Raw genomic sequence first — 18,741 nt, 5'->3', positions numbered from 1 at the left:
CGCCAGGACTATTTTTCATGACCCATGACATTGCCGCTTCCGTGCGCGCACGCCTGCTCAACCTGGCCAAGGCCGAAGGTTCTGAGTTCAACCAGGTGCTGGTTCGCTACACGCTCGAGCGCCTGCTGTACCGCCTGAGCCAGTCCGCGCACGCCGACCGCTTTGTGCTCAAGGGCGCGTTGCTGTTCACGCTGTGGTACGACATGGCGCACCGCCCGACCCGGGACGCCGACCTGCTGGGCTTTGGCCCAAGCGACCTGGCCTCTATCGACCAGATGTTTCGCGACATCGCTGGCGTTGCCGTCGAGGATGGCATCGTCTTTGAGCCGGCCAGCGTCAAGGTCGAGGACATCCGCAAGGAATCCGGTTACGGCGGCGCGCGGGTGCTGATCACGGGCGAGCTGGCAAAGGCACGCTGCCGGGCCCAAGTGGACATCGGCTTTGGCGACGCGGTCACGCCAGGGCCGGTGCAGGCGGTGTTTCCCGTGTTGCTGGCAGATTTTCCCGCACCACAGCTCAGAACCTACCCGGTGTACACAGTCATTGCCGAAAAGCTCCACGCTATCGCGCTGCTGGGCATGACCAACACCCGGTTGAAGGACTACCTGGATTTGTCGGTCCTGCTGGAGCGAGAGGCGCTGGACCCGACGATCTTGGCGACAGCGATCGCTGCCACGTTCATGCGCCGGGGCATGGCGGTGCCGGCGCAACTGCCCATCGGGCTGAGCGATGAGTTTGCCAACGATGCGACGCGCCAGGCGCTGTGGCGTGCCTTTCTCAAGAAGAACGCGCTGACCATCACGCCGCTGCCGGACACGGTATCGGCTCTGCACGCTTACCTTCATCCGGTGATCAGACAAGCTGCGCTGCAGCAAATGGATTTGTCGAAGACACTTTAATTGCATTTACAACAAAACAAACCGTCCAACCCTTTGAAAGACTTCCCCGCCCCGCCCGCGCCTTGAGGGGAGGAGAAGGGGAAATGAGGAAAACTGAAGTCAGGCTTCGCTCTTCAACAGGAAGGTTGGCATGGGGCGGGAGGGGTATGATTTGTGGCGTGAGTTTGTTGTAAATGCAATATTATTCAAGGAGTCGTGGGATGGCTGATGCGACCGCTGTGGATCCCGACGCGTTCTTTGCATCCTGGCAGGCCGCCCGGCTGGCGAACAAGGATTTGAAACCCATGGGCGCGGCCGGGTTGCAGCAGGCCTCTCTGGTCTGGCGCCACTGGCTGGCGTTTTGCACGGTGCATGCCATTGCTTGGGACGCGGCGCAAAGCGCGGACATCGCCCTGTTCTGTCAAAGCATCAGCCCACGCTCGAGCCTCAAAAAAACCTCGCCCGTCACGCGGCGGCGCTACTGGCGCGTGCTGCGCGACTTGTACGACCATGCGCTGGTCGGTGGCCTGGTGGCTGTCAACCCGGCCGAGGGCGCCCAGCCGCCGGCCACCGAGCGCGTGCCCTCGCTGGCACTCTCAGGGCCCATGTGGACCGCGCTGCGCGAGGGCCTGTATGACGGCTTTCCCGGCGGCGACGACTTCAAGGCCAGGCGCAACCGATTGGCGCTGCTGCTCATGATGCGCGCCGCGCTCACCGTACGCGAAATCATCAGCTTGACGCTGGACTGCACTCAGCCCTGCGCGGACTCGCCCGAAGCGCACGCCGGGCCGTCGCCTCTGTACCTCCTCCTCGTGCGCAAGGCCGGCGGCGGGCACGAACGCGTGTTGCAACTCGACCCGGAGACCAGCCGGGCGCTGCATGCCTGGCTCGAGGTGCGCCCGGTGGGCCTTCCTGCCCTGCATCCGGGCAGTCGCCTGGTCGTGGGGGACCGCATCGGGCGCAGCATTGCACCCAATGGCCTGTACAACATCTGCCAGGCGCACCTGGCGCGCTGCCTGGTGGAAAAAGGCTTGCTGGCCGAGCAGGTGCCCCACGCCACGCTCGATCCGGGCGCGCTGGCCCACATGGGGCCCAACACGCTGCGCAACACCTGCATCGCTGGGTGGTTCAACGCCGGCGTGCCTTTGCAAGAGATCCAGCGGCGCTGCGGCTTCAAGGACGCCAGCGTCATGAGCCGCCTGGGCGCGCACCTGGTCAGTCCTTTTCCGCTCTGAGGCACCAGCATGCAGCGAACGGAAACTTCAAAGAGCGAGGACGCGGTGCTGCAGCAGCTGTGGCGCCAGGTGTGCGCCTCGCGCGGCACGCCCGCGCCCGATCCAGAGCGGCTTGCCGGCTTCATGGAGGGGCTGGGGGACGCTTGAGCGGGAAAAGCTCCAAAGCGTCCTTCATCTGGCCGCGCGGGGCCGGGAACAGCCGGGCGACCTGGGGCTGCTCAGCTGGGCAGCTAGCGGCACGCGCCCTGCCCTGTTCGATCAGCTAGTCTCCCATGGACTGGCTTTCACAAGTGCCGGCCTGTTTGCCTGCGGCCTGAAGCTCCGGGAAGAAGGCTGGGACATGCAGCAGCGCCTCGCGCAGCTCCAAAGCAACCCCGGCGACGTGGACACGCTGCGCGCCCTGCTGCCTGTGGCGCCCAGTGAACCTGCAGCCGTTGTGCAGTCACTGGCCGCGCCCGCCCGCCGAGCGCCCGAGGACGACGGCGAGGCGTTTAACCCTTGGCTGGACCATGTCCCGCTTGATGGCAACGCGCCCGATTGGCATGAGGAGCCCGTGGGCGACGTGCCGGCCGGGCTAGACCCCTTGGAGATCTACTGATTGCAAACGTCAACAGACGTTTTGGTTTAGAAATCAGATTTTGAGACCTACACACGTATGAGCATTGCCGCACCGTGATGACTTACTTCAGCACGAAGCGAGCTGTTGATGACTTTCCAGGCTGCGAGAAAAGGACCATGACCTTGGTATTGGCTGCAATCTTGAAGCTGCCTTTTGCTTCCAGCTTGTCACCGGCAGGCTTCAGCCCTACCTCCTGCTTGTCCATGCGGGTAAGCAAGGTAAGTTTGGCGGTGGCCTTGCTGACATCAATCGGCTTGCCGTGATCGCGCAGATATAGCTGCATGGAGTCCGGTTTGGCAATCAGTTCGTATTCGATATCCTTGACCTCGACCACCACCCCCCCATGCAACGGCTTGGGATCATGGCCATGATTTTCAGCCGCGAACGCGGCTCCAGTAGTTGTAAGCGCAAGCGCCACAATAAGTTGAACGAGTTTCATGAAGTTTCCTTTGGTGAGTGAAAGTTAAAGAGGAGACAAAGAGGCGAGATGATTGATGGCTCAGAAAGCGCCGGCGTTCTTGTCGTCAAGCAGTCGCTCAGCGTCTTTGCGTCCGAACAGCCAGAACATCACCGGAGTGAGAAAGGTGTCAAGCAGCGTTGAGCTGATCAGGCCCGAGAAGATCACCACCGCCACCGGATGCAGGATTTCAGTGCCGGGCCGCTCGGCCTCAAACAGCAGAGGTGCCAGCGCAAACGCCGTCACCAGCGCGGTCATCAGCACCGGACTCAGACGCTCAAGCGAGCCGCGCACGATCATCTTGTGATCGAAGTTCTCACCCTCAAATCGCATCAGGTTGATGTAGTGGCTAACCTTCAAGATGCCATTGCGCACTGATATACCGGCCAGTGTGATAAAACCTACCAAAGCCGCCACCGACAGCGGTTGACCGGAGAGCCACAACCCGAACACCGCACCTACCAGCGCCAGGGGAATGTTTGCCATGATCAGCAGCGCCAGTCGGGTCGACTGGTAGCGGCTGTAAAGCACCACGAACATCAGCACCGCCGAAACAATCGACAGCAGCCCTACCAGCCGTGACGCCTCCTCCTGCGCCTGGAACTGGCCGCCCAAGGTGACGAAGTACCCCTCGGGCAGCTTGGTCTGAGCCACGACGCGGCGCACGTCTGCGATGACATCCGACAGAGCCCGCCCCTGCGCATTGGCCGACAGCACGATGCGGCGCTTGCCGTCGTCACGGCTAATCTGATTCGGGCCGTCGCTGTCTTCGATGCTCGCCACTTTGGACAGAGGAATTCGTCCGTTCGGTGTCTCGATCATGATCCGCCCCAACCCTTCCACCGAGCGCGCCGACTCCGGCAGCCGTACGACGAGCGCGAAGCGCCGGCTGCCTTCAACGATCTGGGCAATCTTCTCGCCTTCCACCAGGTTTTGCAGCGTGCTCAGTATTTGCGGGGCCGGCACGCCGTAGCGAGCCGCCGCGGCATAGTCAATGCGCACCTTGATCTGCGGTGCCAGCACCTGCTTTTCAATATCGAGATCGGCCAAGCCGGGGACCGTGGCCAGCCCGGCGCGCAACACTTCGGCCTGACCGCGAAGGGTGTCCAGGTCTTCGCCGAAAATCTTGATTGCGATCTGCGCGCGCACACCCGACAGCATGTGGTCGATGCGGTGCGAAATCGGCTGCCCAATGGACACGGCCGCTGGGAGGTTGACCAGACGCGAGCGGATGTCGGCCGACACTTCATCCATCGAACGCAGGATTTCCCCGGAGGGCTTCAAACCCACGTCCAGTTCGCTGACGTGAACCCCTTCTGCATGCTCGTCCAACTCGGCGCGACCACTGCGCCGCCCGACGTGCGTGACCTCGGGCACTTGCTTGACCAACACCTCGGCCTGGCGCGCCAGTAAGGTGGTCTCGGCCAGGGTCACGCCCGGGTTCAAGCGCAGGCCGACCAGCAGCGTGCCCTCGTTAAATGGCGGCAGGAAAGTGGTCGGGAAAAACGGCACCGCCACCGCTGCCACCAATGCCGCCAGTGCTGCGGCCGACAGCGCGGCTTTCGGACGCGCCAGCACACTTTGCAAGCCAATGCGGTAGCGCGCCTTTAGCCAGGCCAGCAACCTGGTGTCGCCGTGGTCCAGCGATTTCATGCGCGGCAGCAGGTAAAAGTTCAACACTGGCGTCACGGTCATGGACACGACGAGGCTGGCCAGTGTCGAGACGATGAACGAGATACCCAGCGGCACGAACAGTCGCCCCTCCATGCCCGGCAGCGCGAACAGCGGCACGAACACCAGCACGATGATTACCGTGGCATACAGGATGGCCGAGCGCACTTCCATGGTGGCGCTCTTTACGATCTCAATCGGGTGCAGCCGGTGTTCAGGGTGCTTGATCCGGTCTTCCTTGAGCCGGCGCATCACATTTTCAATATCAACCACGGCGTCATCGACCAGCCCGCCGATCGCAATGGCCAGTCCACCCAGAGTCATCGTGTTGATCGACATGCCAAAGTAGCGAAACACCAGGGCAGTGATGAGGATTGAGACCGGAATTGCCACCAGCGCGATGACGGTGGTGCGCACATTGCCCAGAAACAGGAAGAGGATGACTGCTACGAAGCCCGAGGCCGCGATCAGCTTGCCTTGCAGCGTGGTGATCGACGACTCGATGAAGCTGGCCTGCCGAAACGTCACCGTCGGTTTGTCCATGCCGGCCGGCAACGAGCGTTGCATCTCCGTCAGCGCAGTCTCAATGGCACGGGTCAAGGCTATGGTGTCGGCGGCAGGCTGTTTCTGGATGCTCAGGATTACTGCTGGCTTGCCCTCAAAACCTGCGTCACCGCGCTTGATGGCTGCAGCAAAAGTCACGTCAGCGATCTGCCGCATCAAGATCGGTTGGCCATCACGCGCGGTAAGCGCCAGATTTCTCAGGTCATCCAGACTGGAAGTGCGGCCCAGGTTGCGAATCAAGTATTCACGCCCATTGAGTTCGAGAAAGCCGCCCGAGGTGTTGCTGGAGTAGCCCTTGAGCGCGCCTTCCAACTGTTCGTGGGTAATGCCCAGCTCGGACATGCGCACGGTGTTGGGTTGGACCTGGAACTGGCGCACCTCGCCACCGATTGGCACCACCTGCGCGACACCCGCAATCGCCAGCAGCCGCGGGCGCAGCACCCAGTCGGCGTATTCGCGCACCGCCATTTGCGAGATCTTGGCCGTGTCGATGGGAATCGCGATCTGCATGATCTCACCCATGATCGAGCTGATCGGTCCCATGTTCGGCACCGTGCCTTCGGGCAGCCCTTCTTCCATCGAGGACAAGCGCTCTCCCACCATCTGCCGGGCGCGAAAGATTTCGGTGTTCCAGTTAAAGGTTACATACAGGAAAGACAGGCCGGCGCTGGATGCAGAACGCACCGTCTCCACGCCGGGCAGCCCGTTCATGGCTGTTTCCAGGGGAAAGGTGATGAGCTGCTCCACCTCTTCGGCCGCCATGCCGCCGGCTTCCGTGATGACGGTGACAGTGGGTTTGTTGAGGTCAGGAAACACATCGACCGGAGTGCGTGAGAGCGTAAAGGCGCCATAGCCCATCAGCACCAGGGCGGCGATGATCACCAGCAACCGGTTGGCAAGGCTATTGTCGAGTAACCACTTGAACATGCTGTGGCTTCCTTTAGCGGATTTGGTTGATCAGCGTGGCGCCTTGTGTGGCCACACGATCACCGGCCTTCAGGCCTGAAGTCACTGCCACCGTCGCGCCATCGAGCGGCTCCACTGTGACAACGCGCGCCTCAAAACGTTCAGGCGCAGTTTTGATCCACACAACGGTCTGGTTGGCCGGATTCTTAGTCAACGATGCAGCAGGCACCGGCACGCCCGTTACCTGGCTGCGGCTTTGCAGCACCACGGCGACCGGCTGGCCAACGGCAAGCTGACTGAGCGCCGCGCCTTCGGCCCGAAAGGCCAGCGGCAGCGCCTGCTCGCGCAGCGAGCGCGACGCGCCCACGAAGACGAGCGGCACCTTCTGGCCGCCCACTGTCAAAAAGGCGCCCCCCACATCCGCAGCCAATGCGGCGTCGAAGGCTAGCGCTTCGATGCGCAAACGCGAGGGATCGATCACCTCGAACAGCAGTTCACGCGCATCGACTACCTGGCCTGCCACGGCGTTGGCCGAAGCAATGACCCCCGACACCGGCGCCACCAGTGTGTCGCGCGCCGACAGCCCGACCCCCACCGCTGCCAGGCGCGCACCAAGGCTGGCCACTTCACTTTCTGCCGCTTCGATCTCCTTGCGCGGCACGGTATCGGCCAGTTCCTTCAAACGCGCCAGGCGCTTGTTGGCCAGACTCCGGTCGGCGCCGAGTTCGGCCAGTTGAGCCGCCTGGTTCGAGCGTTCGATTGCCGCTACGGAAGGCAGCACATAGGCCAGCACCTCTCCCTTGCGCACGGCTTGCCCGACCGATGGCAGCCCGCGCGGACCGGCTTGCAGCCGGCCGGCCACCAAGGCCTGCACCTTGCCGCCGGCGTTGGGGTCCATGACGACCTTGCCAGACAACTCGGTCGCCCGCGGCAACTGCTTCGACTCGCCAACCAGCGTGCGCACGCCCATCTGGCGCTGAGCTGGTTTGGGCAGGAAGACGCTGCCGTCGGGCAATCGTTTCGGGCCACTGCCAATGACCGAAAGGTCGGCCTCGGCAGCGCCGTGACCACCTTCGTGATCTCCCGAAGCCCAGACCGGGACCGTGAACGTCAACAAGGCCGCAGAGAAGGCGGCGCCTGCTGCTGAGATCACAAAGCGTGTCTTCATGCTGTACTCCCGGCCCGGTTGATTCGATTCGTGCGAAAGCGTCGCAGGCCCCCGACAAGCAGCGCCAGCGCGAGCAGTCCGGCAACAGTCCAGATGCCGTACTTCTTCCATGGCAGACTGCGCGCTGAAGCATCCGCATGAGCGCCTTCGCGGATGTCCAGTTCACCGGCAAGCAGATCTGTCTCCTGACCCGCGATCACGGTCGCCGCTATGGCAGTCACACCCGGCTTGAGTTCTTGCGCAAGCGTCGTTTCAAACTCGCCCACGCCACGAGGCTTGACGTCCAGCTTTATATCTGCCAATTCAATCTCGAGCTTGGCGTCCTTGACCGGACTGTTGTCATCAGCGCGGTCCAGATAAAGGGTAAGCAATTTGCCGTTGAGTACGCCGACCAATTCAAAGGTCTCGGACACGGCGGTGAATCGTGGCTGGGCTGAGCCAGTAGCAGCAATGGGCGCCGCACCGTCATCGTGACCTGCATCTGCCAATGCCGTGAACGATGTTGCAGCAATGAACGTTGCCAGGAAGCAAACGTTCAGTTTTTTCCAAATAATCATGATTTGTTTTTTATTTAGTTTTGGGCGTTATTCAGGAAGCAGTCCCAGGGCTTGGCGCAAGGCTGAGACTGCTGCAGCGAGATCGATGCGGCTCCGTCCGGCCTGTCGTTCGGCATCGGAAGCTTCAAGATCAACGCGCAATCGTGTCGGCAGGTCGGTTTCACCCATGCGAAATGATTTTTGGAAAAAGCTGCGTGACTCACGGGCGAGTTGAGAACGCTTGCTTGCAGCATTCACCTGCGTTTGGGCGGATTCGAGGCGAACGCGGGCCGCGTCGAGTTCAGACACCAGCCGCCCCCGCTCGAGATCAAGCTGTGCCTCGGCTTCAATACCGTCGGCTTGTGCTGCTGCCTGCTTGGCTCGATTGCGACTGTCTGCTCCAAAAGGGATGCGAATGCCCAGCGTGATGGTTTGCTGATAAGGCTCGCCGGAGAACCCCCGACCTCTGGTCGTCGCCAGCATCAACTCTGGGTTCGCGCGCGTTTGCACACCGGTCAGTTCGATTGTGCGGCGCGCGACGTTCGCCCGATCCAACAGTTCTACAACCGCCGGGTGGCCGGCATTCAGAATTGCGAAATCAGCAGGTACCTCCGGGACAGGCTCGGTCACAGCCTGCGCGTCGAGCGCGGGAAGGGCGTTCGGTCCTGGTGGGATACCGCTCAGTGCCCGCAGCTCATGTGATGCGCCAGCCAGCGCGCTGATTGCTTCGGCAAGTCCTGCCTCGGCAGTTGCCACCGCCCCATCGGCCTGGTGTTGATCGGCCCTCGCCAGGTCGCCGGCTTTGACACGCCTGGCGACGTCAGCAGCGAACTGCTGTGCATTAATTAGCCGTTCCCGGGAAAGATCTTGCTCGATCCGGGCACGTTGCCATAGCCAATACGACTCCCGCACGCTTGCCGCCGTGCGCAACTGAGCCGCCATGACCCGGCTCGCTGCCACACGCATCTCCGCATCGGCCAGGTTGACGGAACGCGCTCGCTCGCCTGGTAGCCATAGCGGAATAGCCAAGCCGGCCTCAAGCTCGCGGCTGCCCTGGTTGTTATTCAATCGATCGCTCTTGGTTGACAATTCCAGGGCTGCAGGCTCAGCCGTCCAACTGTCCGCTACCAGCCTGCGGGCACTGGCGGCTTGCTGGCGAGCCTCCTTGGACTGCGCTTCGGGTTGACGCAGCCATGCGGCGTCAAAAACCTGTTTTAGCGTTGTTGGAAGACTGATACTTCCAGGAAAGGAGGCGGCAGCCAGCGACAAATCGGACTTTGAAATTTCTCCAAGTGACCCGGGTGACGCTTGCTGCGACCAGGCGCTGCTTGTGGCCAGCACCAGCAAAATGCAAGGCCAGCAATTTTTTCTAATTCTTCTGGACATCCGATTTTCCATGGGTAAAGAAATGCGCAAATAATCCAAGCGGGATCCCCACAGATCGTCGAGTGTTCATGCATGTCATTTCAAAAGGGTTACAAAAGCACGAAAAACATAGAAAACGTCAGCTTCGCCTCTCCGAAAGCCCCGTCCAATTAAAGTGTTTATGCGCAAGCGGTAAAGAAAAAAATAGAAATAAAACTCTCAGCTAATCTCAGGCGTACGTGTCGGACGACGCACTGACAGTTGGCAATGCACCAGGCCGAAAATCGCTGCTACAGCATGAATATGAAAATCGCTTGTCGGCGTGATATCTAACGGGAGTACAACTCTGGGTAGAGTTTTCTATCGCTGTCTGTCATAACAACGCTTGGTTTTGGCGTGGTGTGGGCGATATTGTCCGTATGGGCGTACTTGCCACCTTGAAACCCATAACTGTGCCGGGGACTGATTATTCCTATCTCGGTATTAACGATTTTGGTACCGTCAGCAGTAAACGGATTTTTGCGAAAGGCTTCCAGCTCTTTTTGTACATCAGCACGACTTTTCGGACTTATGTTGCTGCCAGCTTGGATCCCAACTCCCCGCTCGTTACCGGCCCAACCACTGTCGCTGTTGGCGAATGCGGGAGGAATGACAATGCCAGCAAGGGCCAGGGCAAATAAGGTTTTACGAAACAACATGGGCTAACTCCTACACTACCGTTTTTAGTCTGTCGTTCCAGCCTTTGAAACGGCTTCGATGCAACCTCTGCATCACGGTTCTCAATGTAGAGGTTGGACGGCCGCGCCATGCTGACGAACAGATTACAAATACGTTATGTTTGACGAGAAATCCATTTTGAAAATTTTGGTGATAAAGGACGAGTTAAGGACGGCAGATTGTTTGCGTTAGAGCTTGATGGAAGTAAGCGGCTGACCATGCCATCTTGAGACTCGGGGGAAAAACGGGCAACTGTTCCGAACAGCGCCTAATCGATTCAAAAATCGGTAGAGCTGTTTACAGGGGGAATCAGATACAGTCAGGCCAGCTGACTTTATGAAAACCCGATGTCCAATACCATTGCCTTGCTGATCGATCACTGGAAAGCCGACCCACGCAGTACGTTTAACACCTGGTTTCTCTGGGCTGAGCGACTCAAGAACTTTCGTTCCATTCGCCGCGGTATTGGCCAAGTGGTGCGCGATATTGATGCGGGCACTTTCGGTAACGTCTACCGCGGCTCCACTCTGCAGACCGTAGTGGGATCAGTAGCCGAGCAACGTCAGATTTTCAAAGGCGCAGACCATGCTTTTTTGTGGAAACCCAAACTGCGCATACCCGATATTTATGAAAATGCCGGGAACCAACGCGCTTTTGCCAGGTTGCTTAATGCCTGCGACTGCTGTGATACCGCGCAAGCAGTAATTGAAGCAATTCGAAAGATCGATGCGCTCAAGATCAAAGGTTTGGGCCCGGCCGTAGCCAACTTGCTTTACTTCATTCACCCGACGTTGGTGTGTCCTTTCAACACGGCCATCGTCAACGGATTCAACGCTGTCACCGGGAGTAATGTCAAACTGGGACGCTGGGACCACTACCTCACCATGCGTGAAGGACTGATCAGACTCAACGAGCAACACCGCCATAAGCTCTCAAATGACCTGGGCGCCATTGCCGGCCTGATGTTCGATGTCGGAAGCGGCCGCTACGCCGCACCACCCCGCCTGCAAGAGCCTGCAGTAGTCGCTTTGTGGGAAACGGACTTGCAACGCATACGCGAAGAGTCAGCCGCTGCTCAAAAGCAATGGTTGCTGGCCAACGAGAGCGATGCGACGCACACCCAGATTCAAGGATGGTTACGCGATATGGGTATGTCGCTCGGTTTTGACGTCTGGATCGCTTCTAACGACCGGAGCCGAGCGTATGCCAATGGGTTTCTCGCTGACGGATGCCTACAGCGCTGGCCAGACGCCACAGCGCAGGGTCTGGATTCTGTCCGCCTGATTGACGTGGTCTGGCTGATACGCGACAGCGCTCAGGTCGCAGCAGCGTTCGAGGTGGAGCACTCAACGTCCATCTATTCTGGCATCGTACGGATGCTGGACCTTGCCCTGGGTACGCAAGTGGGCGCTGCAAGCACCTTGTTTCTTGTGGCGCCAGACAATCGGCGCGAGGAAGTGGCACATCAACTCAAGCGTCCCGCGTTTTCCAGGGTGTCGGAGTTGGGTATACGCTATTTGTCCTACAGCCAACTCAAAGAGCACCGAGAGGCAATCGGCCGTTTCGGCTCAAGCCTCAAGCCAGTGCTGGAAATATCCCAGTTGTTGTGACGTCGTTTGCAAAGCGGGTAAATTGTCAGCGCATGTTGCCGGTTTGGCCTAGCAAGTACCAGCCCGGCTGCGGCAAAATCCGGTTGCACCCATTTCGTAATATACAACTCTCTTGAGATCCACGTAATGGACATGCATGGTGTTGTCATAACAGGAATTAATTTTTAGACGCTACCTAGCGGCTGCAGGGCCTGGCGCCAATGAGCATTGGCGTCGTGTTCTCCATGAGAGTGGAATCAACTAATGACCTACAAGGTTGGCACGAAGCAGCCAAAATCTCGGCGGTTCCTGTACGAAGGACCCACCGCAAGCGCCGTATGCTCAGCGGAGCCTGCGTCTGCTAGTAACGTCACGCCAGATCCTCATGCAGCAGCGCGGTGTTGATCCCGATAGCCGCTGCTGCGCCCTCGGCCGCTGCAACGATAGCCTGAAGCACATCGCAAGAAGCATCGCCCGCGATATACAGACCCGGTACATGGCTCATTTGCTGCTTGTTGTCCACCGTGCAGCCCTCGGTTGCATAGGTGTCGCAACCCAAGCGCCTTGCCAGGTCAATCGACTGGTGCCGGCCAGTGTTGAAAAAGATACCAGCGCGGCGCAGGCGCGGCCCCGATTCAAAGACGATGTCGAACGCGGCGCGGTAGGGCTCATTGCTTTGGATTTCCAAACAGACGATTTTTTCTTCCCGCAATGCGACGCCATTGCGGCCCAGACGCTGGCGGCCCGCATCGGTCAGTTGCGAGGGGCCGTCGGTGCACAAGACCGTATCTGCGCTCCACAGCGTCATCTCCAGGGCCAGCCCGCCGCCCTTGTCATCGCCACGGCCGTAAACCGCCAACGCTTGGTCGCGCATTTCCCAACCGTCGCAATACGGGCAGAGGAACACCCCCGTTCCATACAGCTCGCGAAAGCCTGGTTGCGGTGGCAACTCATCAACCACACCCGTGGCCAACAGGAGCTTGCGAGCTTGAAAGGTACGGCCATCGCTTGTCGTTACCGTAAACCCTGCGTCGGTGCGAATTGCATCGATCACACGGACATCTTCAATGCTCACCGACGGATAGGCAGCCATTTGCTCGCGAGCAATAGAGCGCAACTGCTCTGGCGCAATTCCATCGCGACTTAAGAATCCATGCATGGCATGCGACACCGCATTGCGCGGCTTGGCATCATCGAACACGAGGACGCTTCTGCGGCATCTGCCCAGCACCAGCGCAGCATTCAAGCCCGCAGGGCCGGCCCCCACTACGATCACGTCCCATAAGTCAGCCTGTGCTGTCGATCGATGCATGGTCAATTTTGTTTTCGAAAAATGGCAAGAAACCTGGCCTTATTTGAGTGCCGATCAAGTGCCTGGTCTCAGCAATGCCTTTGCTCGCGTGACAGCGCCGTAAGAGCAGTTGCTTTGCTACTTGCTCATTTTGTCAACGGGATGGCCATTCTTCGCCAGGAATTTGTCCAGTTGGGCAATTTCTTTTTTCTGCGCGGCAATGATGTTTTGGGCCATTTTTCGCATTTCAGGTGCTTTGCCATCTTTCAGCTCGGCCTGAGCCATGTCAATGGCGCCTAAATGGTGGATGCGCATCATCATGGCGAAATCCACATCGGCGTTGCCAGTCATCTGCATGGAGGACATTTTGTCGTTGTTGTCTTTCATCATCCCTTTCATGTCCATGCCTTTCATGTCCATTCCTGCGCCGGACATGGACGATGCGTGGCCTTTACCTCCCTGCATTGACCCTTGGCCAGAACTGGCAGGCGACTGGGCATGCACCATGGGCTGCAGCAGCGCCGCGCTCAATGCAATTACAGCAATGGGAAATGTTTTGAGGGAATTGAATCTTAAGGTCATGTTGAGCTACTTTCGTGAGGATTAATCAAAAAATCAAGCCATGCTTACCATCTGACGGCACTCTTTAGCACACGCATTACACGCCTCAGCACACGCCTGGCAATGCGCCATGCCATGCCCGGCATGCTTTGCACACTGAGCACCGCATGCCTCACAAATGTCTGCACAAAGAATGCAAATGGCTTTGGCGTGTTCGCTGTCGCGCGCCATGGCCGCCGCCGCCAGCGCGCAGATTTGCGCGCAATCCATGTCCAGCGCAATGCAACGCGCCATCATTTTGACGTCTGGCTCCTGCAGGCAGGAAGCCGCGCAATGGTTGCAAGCGATAACGCAAGCGTTGCAAGCTTCGATACACGCCTTGAATGTTTCGTGGCTCATTTCGGCACTCCCATGTTAATTTCACATAAAAACAAGCCTGATTTTTCAGGCCAGCGGTAAAAACCAAGCAGTTTTTCACTGTTGGTTCAATACTGGATTTCGTTTGTAAAGGATGATCGTTGGGTGGTGTAAGCTGACTGCTTTTTTCAGCAGCTTTGGTATTTAACTTGAATTGCCGAGCAAGGGTTACTTGACCACCTGAACAGTCGTCACCACCATGGCGCCATTGGCCTTTTCTGCCGCAAACTCGATCTTGTCGCCTACCTGCAGCTTTTGAAGCATCGCAGGGTCGGCCGCCTTAAACACCATGGTCATGCCAGGCATTTGAAGGTTTTCGATAGCCTCATGCTTGATGGTGAGCTTGCCCTGCTCGGTGTCAATCTTGCGCACTTCTCCAAGCGTCAACTTGGCTGAAGCGCCAGGCGCTGCAGTGGTGCTCAAGGACGCATTTTGCGCGTTGGAAGCCGCCATTGCCAACCCGGAACTCCCGGCCAACAAGGTTGCGGCGACCAGCAATGCATTAAATTTTGCGTTCATAAATTCCCTGCGTGTGCTGTGTCAATAAGATGTGCGATGTTTACCGGCGGTACAGTTCACGCTGCAGGCGTTTGTCGGCGTCTGTCATTACCAAGCTGGGCTTGGCGGTGTCATGGGCTAACTTGTCGGTATGAACCAGGGCGCCACCTTCAAACGCGTAACTGTGCTGGGCAGGAGCAAAGCCTCGCTCGGTGTTGACGATCTTGCCGCCATCGGCCGTAACGGGATTACTGCGGAAAGCTTGCAACTCTTGCATGACCTCGGCGCGGGTTTTGGTGCTGGCGCTGTAGAGGGTGCTGGCAGGGTAATCAGCGTCTCTTGTATTGCCCACCGAAGTGACAGCGCTGTTGGCAAAAGCGGCTGGAAGGGCAGCACCCGCAAGGGTCAGGGCGACAATGATTTTACGAATGGACATGATTTGAAGCTCCTTTAATATCGATGGGGCTGTCCCAAGCCTGGGAGCAGCCTGGATGCAACTGGCTGCATCACGGGTTTAAATGTAGAAGCCGGGCGGCATCACTGGGCTGACAGGCAGATTACAAATACGTTATGCAAGGCAAGGAGCGATTTTGAAGATTTTGGTAATTGAAGACGAGCCCAGAGCGGCCGATTATTTGCGCCAGGGCTTGATGGAAAGCGGCTACGCCGTGGAGGTTGCCCACAACGGAACGGACGGTTTGCACGCGGCGGTCAATGGCGATCATGGATTGGTGATTCTGGACATCATGCTGCCCGGCATTGACGGATTTGCCGTGCTGTCGGCGCTGCGTACCTCCCGGCAAATACCCGTTTTGATGCTCACCGCCCGGGGCAATACCGACGACAAGGTGCGCGGGTTTGATCTGGGCGCGGATGATTACCTGCTCAAGCCTTTTCAGTTTCCTGAACTGTTGGCCAGGGTGCGCGCCCTGCTCAAACGCGGCCAGCCGGTCGTAAAGGACCCCGTTTTACGGGCTGCCGATCTTGAAATTGATCCGGTGCGTCACCGGGCCACGCGCGCCGGCCAGCGGATCGACCTGTCTGCCAAAGAGTTTGCCTTGCTGACCCTGCTCGCCCAGAGGGCGGGCGAAGTGCTTTCCAGAACCCAGATCGCGTCGCTGGTGTGGGACATCCATTTCGATTCGGACACCAATGTGGTCGAAGTGGCGATCCGGCGGCTGCGCGCCAAGATCGACGATCCTTTTGACGACAAACTGATCCACACGGTGCGCGGCGTGGGTTACGTACTGGAACGCCGGGCGTCGGTGTGACACAAGTTCCAAAAATTGACTTCTGGTCTCGAAATTCGCTGGCTATGCGGATCGCGCTGGCCAGCGCATTTTTTGGCTTAATTCTGACCGGCGGGGCCACTGTCACCGGGTTTTATGCCCTGTCACGGCAACTCGATGCACGCGCTGCCGAAGAGCTCAAGGGAAAGCGCGATTTGCTGCTGCATGTGTTGTCTGAAATGCCTTCGCCCGAAGCTATTGCTCAGAACCAGCACCGGTTTGGCGATCTCTTGATTGGCCACGATGACCTGCATCTGGCTTTGAGTGACCCCACTACAGGGCAATCGGTGGCAAGCTTTTCACCTACCGCCCAGCAGTCCGTGGTAGCGCTCGATCGCAAAGCAATCACCGATTCGCTTATTTTCCACTGGAGTAGCGCCAGCGGCGTCCAGTTTGTTGCGGCTCGGGGTACCGGTCAGGTGGCTAATGGCAAAGCGGTGCGTTACTACCTTTCTTTGGACCGGCGCCATGACAGCAAGTTGCTCAGTGGCTTTATCCGTACCACCTTGGTTGCATTGCCGGTGCTCCTCCTCCTCGTGGGGTTGGGCGCATGGCTTATCGCGCGCACCAGTTTGTCGCCCCTGCGCCGGTTTCATCGACTGGCCGCCTCCGTGAGCACGCAGTCGCTCGGCCAGCGGGTGTCATCGTCGGGGTTGCCCACAGAACTCTATGAACTTGCGCAAGCGTTCAACAGCATGCTGGAGCGAATCGATGACGGCTACCAACGGCTGCAGGCGTTTTCCGGCGAACTGGCCCATGAAATGCGCACGCCTGTTGCCACGCTGATGGGAAGAACGCAAGTGGCCTTGTCCAAAACCCGTACAGCAGCTGAGCTGCGAGAAGTATTGGAAGGCAATGTCGAAGAACTCGAACGCTTGACGCGCTTGATTGCCGACATGCTTTTTATTGCCAGCGCAGAACACAACGGCGATATTCTCAATCGTGAGCCGGTTGAACTGGCCAGAGAGGCTCGGCAAGTCGCTGAGTATTTGTCGCTGCTGGCCGAGGAGCGCGGTTTAACGGTTGAGGTAGCCGGCGCAGCGACTGTGCTGGGCGACCGGCGGTTGATCCAGCGCGCATTGAGCAATCTGGTGTCCAATGCCATTCGCCATGCGCATTCCAATTCCAAAGTGGACTTGTTGATCACAACTGAAAATGAGCGTGCCACAGTAGCTGTCGTCAATGCGGGAGACGGCATCGCGCCACATCATTTGCCACACATTTTCGAGCGTTTTTACCGGGTTGACTCTGCCAGAGCACGCCTTGACGGCGGCACCGGGCTTGGCCTGGCAATTGTGCGCTCCATCATGTCAGCCCATGGTGGACAAGTGAGCGCGCAAAGTGTGTTGACCGGCAAAACAACCTTCACGTTGTCGTTTCCAGAAAAAATGGTGATTCGGTGACGTGCCTCACGGCCTGCTGCTGCGCTTGAGCAAGCAGCTCGACGAGAGATTTTTGTGGGGTTGGGTGACCGGATATGAATCTGTCAAAACTGTAATGTTCCGGTCAGGCTGCAGTTGGCCTGTACGCCCTACATTGCCAACTGTGGGCCAAAAGGTGGCATCACAGGCCTTGCAGGTTTCCTTGTGGTCCCTTTGCATACAACCTAAAAGGATTTTTATCATGTCTATTTTTAAAGCTGTTGTTGGACTGAGTTTGCTCTTGTCGGGTCTGTCCGCCTTTGCCGTCGATCGGGAGGGCATCGAAAAATCTGTTCAGCTTAAAGACGGCTCGACAGTGCATGTGTTTAAGGACGGCAAGATGGCAATGGAAGATAAGCTGGGCCGCCCCTACCGAATGAAACCAGGCCAAATGATGCAAACCACAGACAGCCAATCCATGGCCATGCAGGGCGATGAGGTGGCCAGGCTTTCCAATGGTCAACGCGCCCACATGAGGCCTTAAACCTGGCTTTGTTTGTCTTTTAGCACAGGCTTTGCTGCATTCGATGGCGGCACTGCCGGCTCAGAATAAATGAACTTTTCGCTTACCATGGCCGTCTCAAGCTAAGGCTTGCCTGTTCGCAAGGCTGCGGTGTGCGCCGCTTTGGTATATAAAACAAACTGTTGAAAATCTTTACATCTGAATTTTTCATGCGCCACCTGTTCATTGCCTTCCTCATTGCCCTGTTGCCTTTGCGCGGCTGGGTCAGTGATGCCATGGCGACTGAGATGGTGGTTGCACAATTCCAGACGCAGCAGCAAGGCGCTACCAAAGCAACAGCTGAGCACGCCCATGAGGCGGCCGAACACGCGCATATCGATCCCGATAAAGTGGTGACAACAAGTTTGGCTGCAGCCGACTGCCCGGGCCACGCCTCGGGAGGAGACTCCCACGCAGCAGATACGCATTGCGAATCATGCAGCGTCTGCCAGGTCTGTCATACAGTGGCGCTGTCTGCGGCGCCCGCTGGCGTCGCTACTGTTTTCAGCCTGGGCATTGTGCTTCGTGCAGAAGTTGCCCAATTTGCCAGTGCCCCTGCGGCACGAGGCCAAAAACCACCCATTTCCTGACGCTCAGGCCCATATTGGGCCTGTACTTGCTGCCGGCATGGCCATTAAAGGTCATGACATCTTAATGATGGCCGGATCGCTGCGATGTTCCCATCGCCTTGCTTGTCAATCAGGAGATTTTTGTGATTATCTGCATTCATTCCAACTTGCGCACATCGCTGGCGAGGCTGGCACTGCTGGCCGCCTCGCTTGGCGCCATGCAAGCCAGCGCGCAGGCGCCTGCGACCGCCCCTGCACAGCCTGGCCCTGCAGCCATGGCTGAGGACGGGCAGCCAAGCTACCGCTCGGCGCTTGAAGGTTACCTACCCTATAAAGACGAAAAAATCGTCAATTGGAAAGAAACCAATGACATTGCTGGCCAGATTGGCGGATGGCGCGCCTATGCCAAAGAAGCCAGCCAGGGCCAGTCGCCGGACAACGCTGCCAAGCCTGCATCCAGTACAGCGCCCGCCAAACCGTGACAGGAA

Annotated in this window: 21 protein-coding genes; 10 read left to right on the top strand and 11 right to left on the bottom strand. The window is 58.4% G+C overall.

Annotation, left to right across the window (positions count from 1 at the left end; genetic code table 11):
• Window positions 1-17 precede the first annotated feature (17 nt).
• The 4 genes from PNAP_RS22710 (at window position 18) to PNAP_RS26310 (ending at window position 2,711) form a co-directional block, all read left to right on the top strand.
• A complete protein-coding gene (locus PNAP_RS22710) occupies window positions 18-899 on the top strand; it encodes a nucleotidyl transferase AbiEii/AbiGii toxin family protein (protein WP_011798122.1) in 882 nt (293 codons plus the stop codon).
• Window positions 900-1,099: 200 nt separating this feature from the next.
• The gene (locus tag PNAP_RS22705) at window positions 1,100-2,113 is read left to right on the top strand and encodes a tyrosine-type recombinase/integrase (protein ID WP_011798123.1); all 1,014 of its coding nucleotides are present in this window, start codon (window positions 1,100-1,102) and stop codon (window positions 2,111-2,113) included.
• Window positions 2,114-2,122: 9 nt separating this feature from the next.
• Window positions 2,123-2,260, top strand: coding sequence for a hypothetical protein (locus PNAP_RS27335; protein WP_157040501.1), 138 nt, complete (start codon window positions 2,123-2,125; stop codon window positions 2,258-2,260).
• Complete coding sequence (locus PNAP_RS26310; protein WP_011798124.1) at window positions 2,226-2,711, top strand: hypothetical protein; 486 nt, start codon at window positions 2,226-2,228, stop codon at window positions 2,709-2,711. The genes PNAP_RS27335 and PNAP_RS26310 overlap by 35 nt, the downstream gene beginning before the upstream one ends.
• Window positions 2,712-2,793: 82 nt before the next feature.
• Here the strand turns inward: PNAP_RS26310 and PNAP_RS22695 are convergent, their stop codons facing one another.
• From PNAP_RS22695 to PNAP_RS26305, 6 genes are all read right to left on the bottom strand, one after another.
• Window positions 2,794-3,171: a hypothetical protein gene (locus PNAP_RS22695; RefSeq protein ID WP_011798125.1), complete on the bottom strand. Its 378-nt coding sequence runs from the start codon at window positions 3,169-3,171 to the stop codon at window positions 2,794-2,796.
• A gap of 60 nt (window positions 3,172-3,231) precedes the next feature.
• On the bottom strand, window positions 3,232-6,351 hold the full coding sequence (locus PNAP_RS22690) for an efflux RND transporter permease subunit (protein ID WP_011798126.1): 3,120 nt from the start codon (window positions 6,349-6,351) through the stop codon (window positions 3,232-3,234).
• Window positions 6,352-6,364: 13 nt separating this feature from the next.
• Window positions 6,365-7,498 carry an efflux RND transporter periplasmic adaptor subunit gene (locus tag PNAP_RS22685; RefSeq protein WP_011798127.1) on the bottom strand — a complete coding sequence of 378 codons (1,134 nt, stop codon included), beginning with the start codon at window positions 7,496-7,498 and terminating at the stop codon, window positions 6,365-6,367.
• Complete coding sequence (locus PNAP_RS22680) at window positions 7,495-8,055, bottom strand: hypothetical protein (protein WP_011798128.1); 561 nt, start codon at window positions 8,053-8,055, stop codon at window positions 7,495-7,497. Before PNAP_RS22680 ends, PNAP_RS22685 begins: the two co-directional genes overlap by 4 nt.
• Before the next feature lie 27 nt (window positions 8,056-8,082).
• Window positions 8,083-9,420 carry a TolC family protein gene (locus PNAP_RS22675; RefSeq protein ID WP_041377696.1) on the bottom strand — a complete coding sequence of 446 codons (1,338 nt, stop codon included), beginning with the start codon at window positions 9,418-9,420 and terminating at the stop codon, window positions 8,083-8,085.
• 308 nt (window positions 9,421-9,728) lie between these two features.
• Complete coding sequence (locus PNAP_RS26305) at window positions 9,729-10,097, bottom strand: DUF4148 domain-containing protein (protein WP_083758104.1); 369 nt, start codon at window positions 10,095-10,097, stop codon at window positions 9,729-9,731.
• A gap of 366 nt (window positions 10,098-10,463) precedes the next feature.
• Between PNAP_RS26305 and PNAP_RS22665 the strand changes: the two genes are divergently transcribed.
• The gene (locus PNAP_RS22665) at window positions 10,464-11,726 is read left to right on the top strand and encodes a hypothetical protein (protein WP_011798130.1); all 1,263 of its coding nucleotides are present in this window, start codon (window positions 10,464-10,466) and stop codon (window positions 11,724-11,726) included.
• A 349-nt stretch (window positions 11,727-12,075) separates the two neighbouring features.
• Here PNAP_RS22665 and PNAP_RS22660 read toward each other — a convergent pair whose 3' ends face one another.
• The 5 genes from PNAP_RS22660 to PNAP_RS22640 form a co-directional block, all read right to left on the bottom strand.
• On the bottom strand, window positions 12,076-13,017 hold the full coding sequence (locus PNAP_RS22660) for an NAD(P)/FAD-dependent oxidoreductase (protein WP_011798131.1): 942 nt from the start codon (window positions 13,015-13,017) through the stop codon (window positions 12,076-12,078).
• Window positions 13,018-13,134: 117 nt separating this feature from the next.
• Window positions 13,135-13,578, bottom strand: a complete 444-nt coding sequence (locus PNAP_RS25270) for a DUF305 domain-containing protein (protein ID WP_232290853.1) — start codon at window positions 13,576-13,578, stop codon at window positions 13,135-13,137.
• A 33-nt stretch (window positions 13,579-13,611) separates the two neighbouring features.
• A complete protein-coding gene (locus tag PNAP_RS22650; protein ID WP_041377663.1) occupies window positions 13,612-13,956 on the bottom strand; it encodes a four-helix bundle copper-binding protein in 345 nt (114 codons plus the stop codon).
• Window positions 13,957-14,142: 186 nt separating this feature from the next.
• Window positions 14,143-14,397 carry a copper-binding protein gene (locus tag PNAP_RS22645; RefSeq protein WP_232290852.1) on the bottom strand — a complete coding sequence of 85 codons (255 nt, stop codon included), beginning with the start codon at window positions 14,395-14,397 and terminating at the stop codon, window positions 14,143-14,145.
• A 136-nt stretch (window positions 14,398-14,533) separates the two neighbouring features.
• Window positions 14,534-14,908 carry a DUF4148 domain-containing protein gene (locus PNAP_RS22640; RefSeq protein ID WP_011798134.1) on the bottom strand — a complete coding sequence of 125 codons (375 nt, stop codon included), beginning with the start codon at window positions 14,906-14,908 and terminating at the stop codon, window positions 14,534-14,536.
• Between the two features lie 154 nt (window positions 14,909-15,062).
• Here PNAP_RS22640 and PNAP_RS22635 point away from each other — a divergent pair, with 154 nt between their 5' ends.
• From PNAP_RS22635 to PNAP_RS26295, 5 genes are all read left to right on the top strand, one after another.
• Window positions 15,063-15,743 (top strand): heavy metal response regulator transcription factor, encoded by a 681-nt coding sequence (locus PNAP_RS22635; RefSeq protein ID WP_011798135.1) that lies wholly within the window; start codon window positions 15,063-15,065, stop codon window positions 15,741-15,743.
• A 44-nt stretch (window positions 15,744-15,787) separates the two neighbouring features.
• Window positions 15,788-17,164 (top strand): heavy metal sensor histidine kinase, encoded by a 1,377-nt coding sequence (locus tag PNAP_RS22630; RefSeq protein WP_011798136.1) that lies wholly within the window; start codon window positions 15,788-15,790, stop codon window positions 17,162-17,164.
• Between the two features lie 220 nt (window positions 17,165-17,384).
• A complete protein-coding gene (locus PNAP_RS22625; RefSeq protein WP_011798137.1) occupies window positions 17,385-17,666 on the top strand; it encodes a CopK family periplasmic copper-binding protein in 282 nt (93 codons plus the stop codon).
• A gap of 161 nt (window positions 17,667-17,827) precedes the next feature.
• Window positions 17,828-18,274 (top strand): hypothetical protein, encoded by a 447-nt coding sequence (locus tag PNAP_RS26300; RefSeq protein ID WP_011798138.1) that lies wholly within the window; start codon window positions 17,828-17,830, stop codon window positions 18,272-18,274.
• Between the two features lie 122 nt (window positions 18,275-18,396).
• Entirely contained in the window at window positions 18,397-18,735 is a 339-nt protein-coding gene (locus tag PNAP_RS26295; protein ID WP_011798139.1) for a hypothetical protein, read from the top strand.
• The last annotated feature ends 6 nt before the right edge of the window (window positions 18,736-18,741 follow it).

The organism is Polaromonas naphthalenivorans CJ2 (assembly GCF_000015505.1).
In the GTDB taxonomy this organism is placed as follows: Bacteria; Pseudomonadota; Gammaproteobacteria; order Burkholderiales; family Burkholderiaceae_C; genus Polaromonas; species Polaromonas naphthalenivorans.
The sequence above is the reverse complement of the archived record's forward strand: the minus strand, read 5'-3'. Positions and strand labels throughout refer to the sequence as shown.

Coding starts and splice junctions, on each gene's coding strand:
- PNAP_RS22710 (WP_011798122.1), top strand. CDS start 18: ATGACCCATGACATTGCCGCTTCCGTGCGCGCACGCCTGCTCAACCTG.
- PNAP_RS26305 (WP_083758104.1), bottom strand. CDS start 10,097: ATGTTGTTTCGTAAAACCTTATTTGCCCTGGCCCTTGCTGGCATTGTC.
- PNAP_RS22630 (WP_011798136.1), top strand. CDS start 15,788: ATGCGGATCGCGCTGGCCAGCGCATTTTTTGGCTTAATTCTGACCGGC.
- PNAP_RS27335 (WP_157040501.1), top strand. CDS start 2,123: ATGCAGCGAACGGAAACTTCAAAGAGCGAGGACGCGGTGCTGCAGCAG.
- PNAP_RS22640 (WP_011798134.1), bottom strand. CDS start 14,908: ATGTCCATTCGTAAAATCATTGTCGCCCTGACCCTTGCGGGTGCTGCC.
- PNAP_RS22660 (WP_011798131.1), bottom strand. CDS start 13,017: ATGCATCGATCGACAGCACAGGCTGACTTATGGGACGTGATCGTAGTG.
- PNAP_RS25270 (WP_232290853.1), bottom strand. CDS start 13,578: ATGACCTTAAGATTCAATTCCCTCAAAACATTTCCCATTGCTGTAATT.
- PNAP_RS22690 (WP_011798126.1), bottom strand. CDS start 6,351: ATGTTCAAGTGGTTACTCGACAATAGCCTTGCCAACCGGTTGCTGGTG.
- PNAP_RS22650 (WP_041377663.1), bottom strand. CDS start 13,956: ATGAGCCACGAAACATTCAAGGCGTGTATCGAAGCTTGCAACGCTTGC.
- PNAP_RS22695 (WP_011798125.1), bottom strand. CDS start 3,171: ATGAAACTCGTTCAACTTATTGTGGCGCTTGCGCTTACAACTACTGGA.
- PNAP_RS22685 (WP_011798127.1), bottom strand. CDS start 7,498: ATGAAGACACGCTTTGTGATCTCAGCAGCAGGCGCCGCCTTCTCTGCG.
- PNAP_RS22680 (WP_011798128.1), bottom strand. CDS start 8,055: ATGATTATTTGGAAAAAACTGAACGTTTGCTTCCTGGCAACGTTCATT.
- PNAP_RS22665 (WP_011798130.1), top strand. CDS start 10,464: ATGTCCAATACCATTGCCTTGCTGATCGATCACTGGAAAGCCGACCCA.
- PNAP_RS22625 (WP_011798137.1), top strand. CDS start 17,385: ATGTCTATTTTTAAAGCTGTTGTTGGACTGAGTTTGCTCTTGTCGGGT.
- PNAP_RS22675 (WP_041377696.1), bottom strand. CDS start 9,420: ATGTCCAGAAGAATTAGAAAAAATTGCTGGCCTTGCATTTTGCTGGTG.
- PNAP_RS22705 (WP_011798123.1), top strand. CDS start 1,100: ATGGCTGATGCGACCGCTGTGGATCCCGACGCGTTCTTTGCATCCTGG.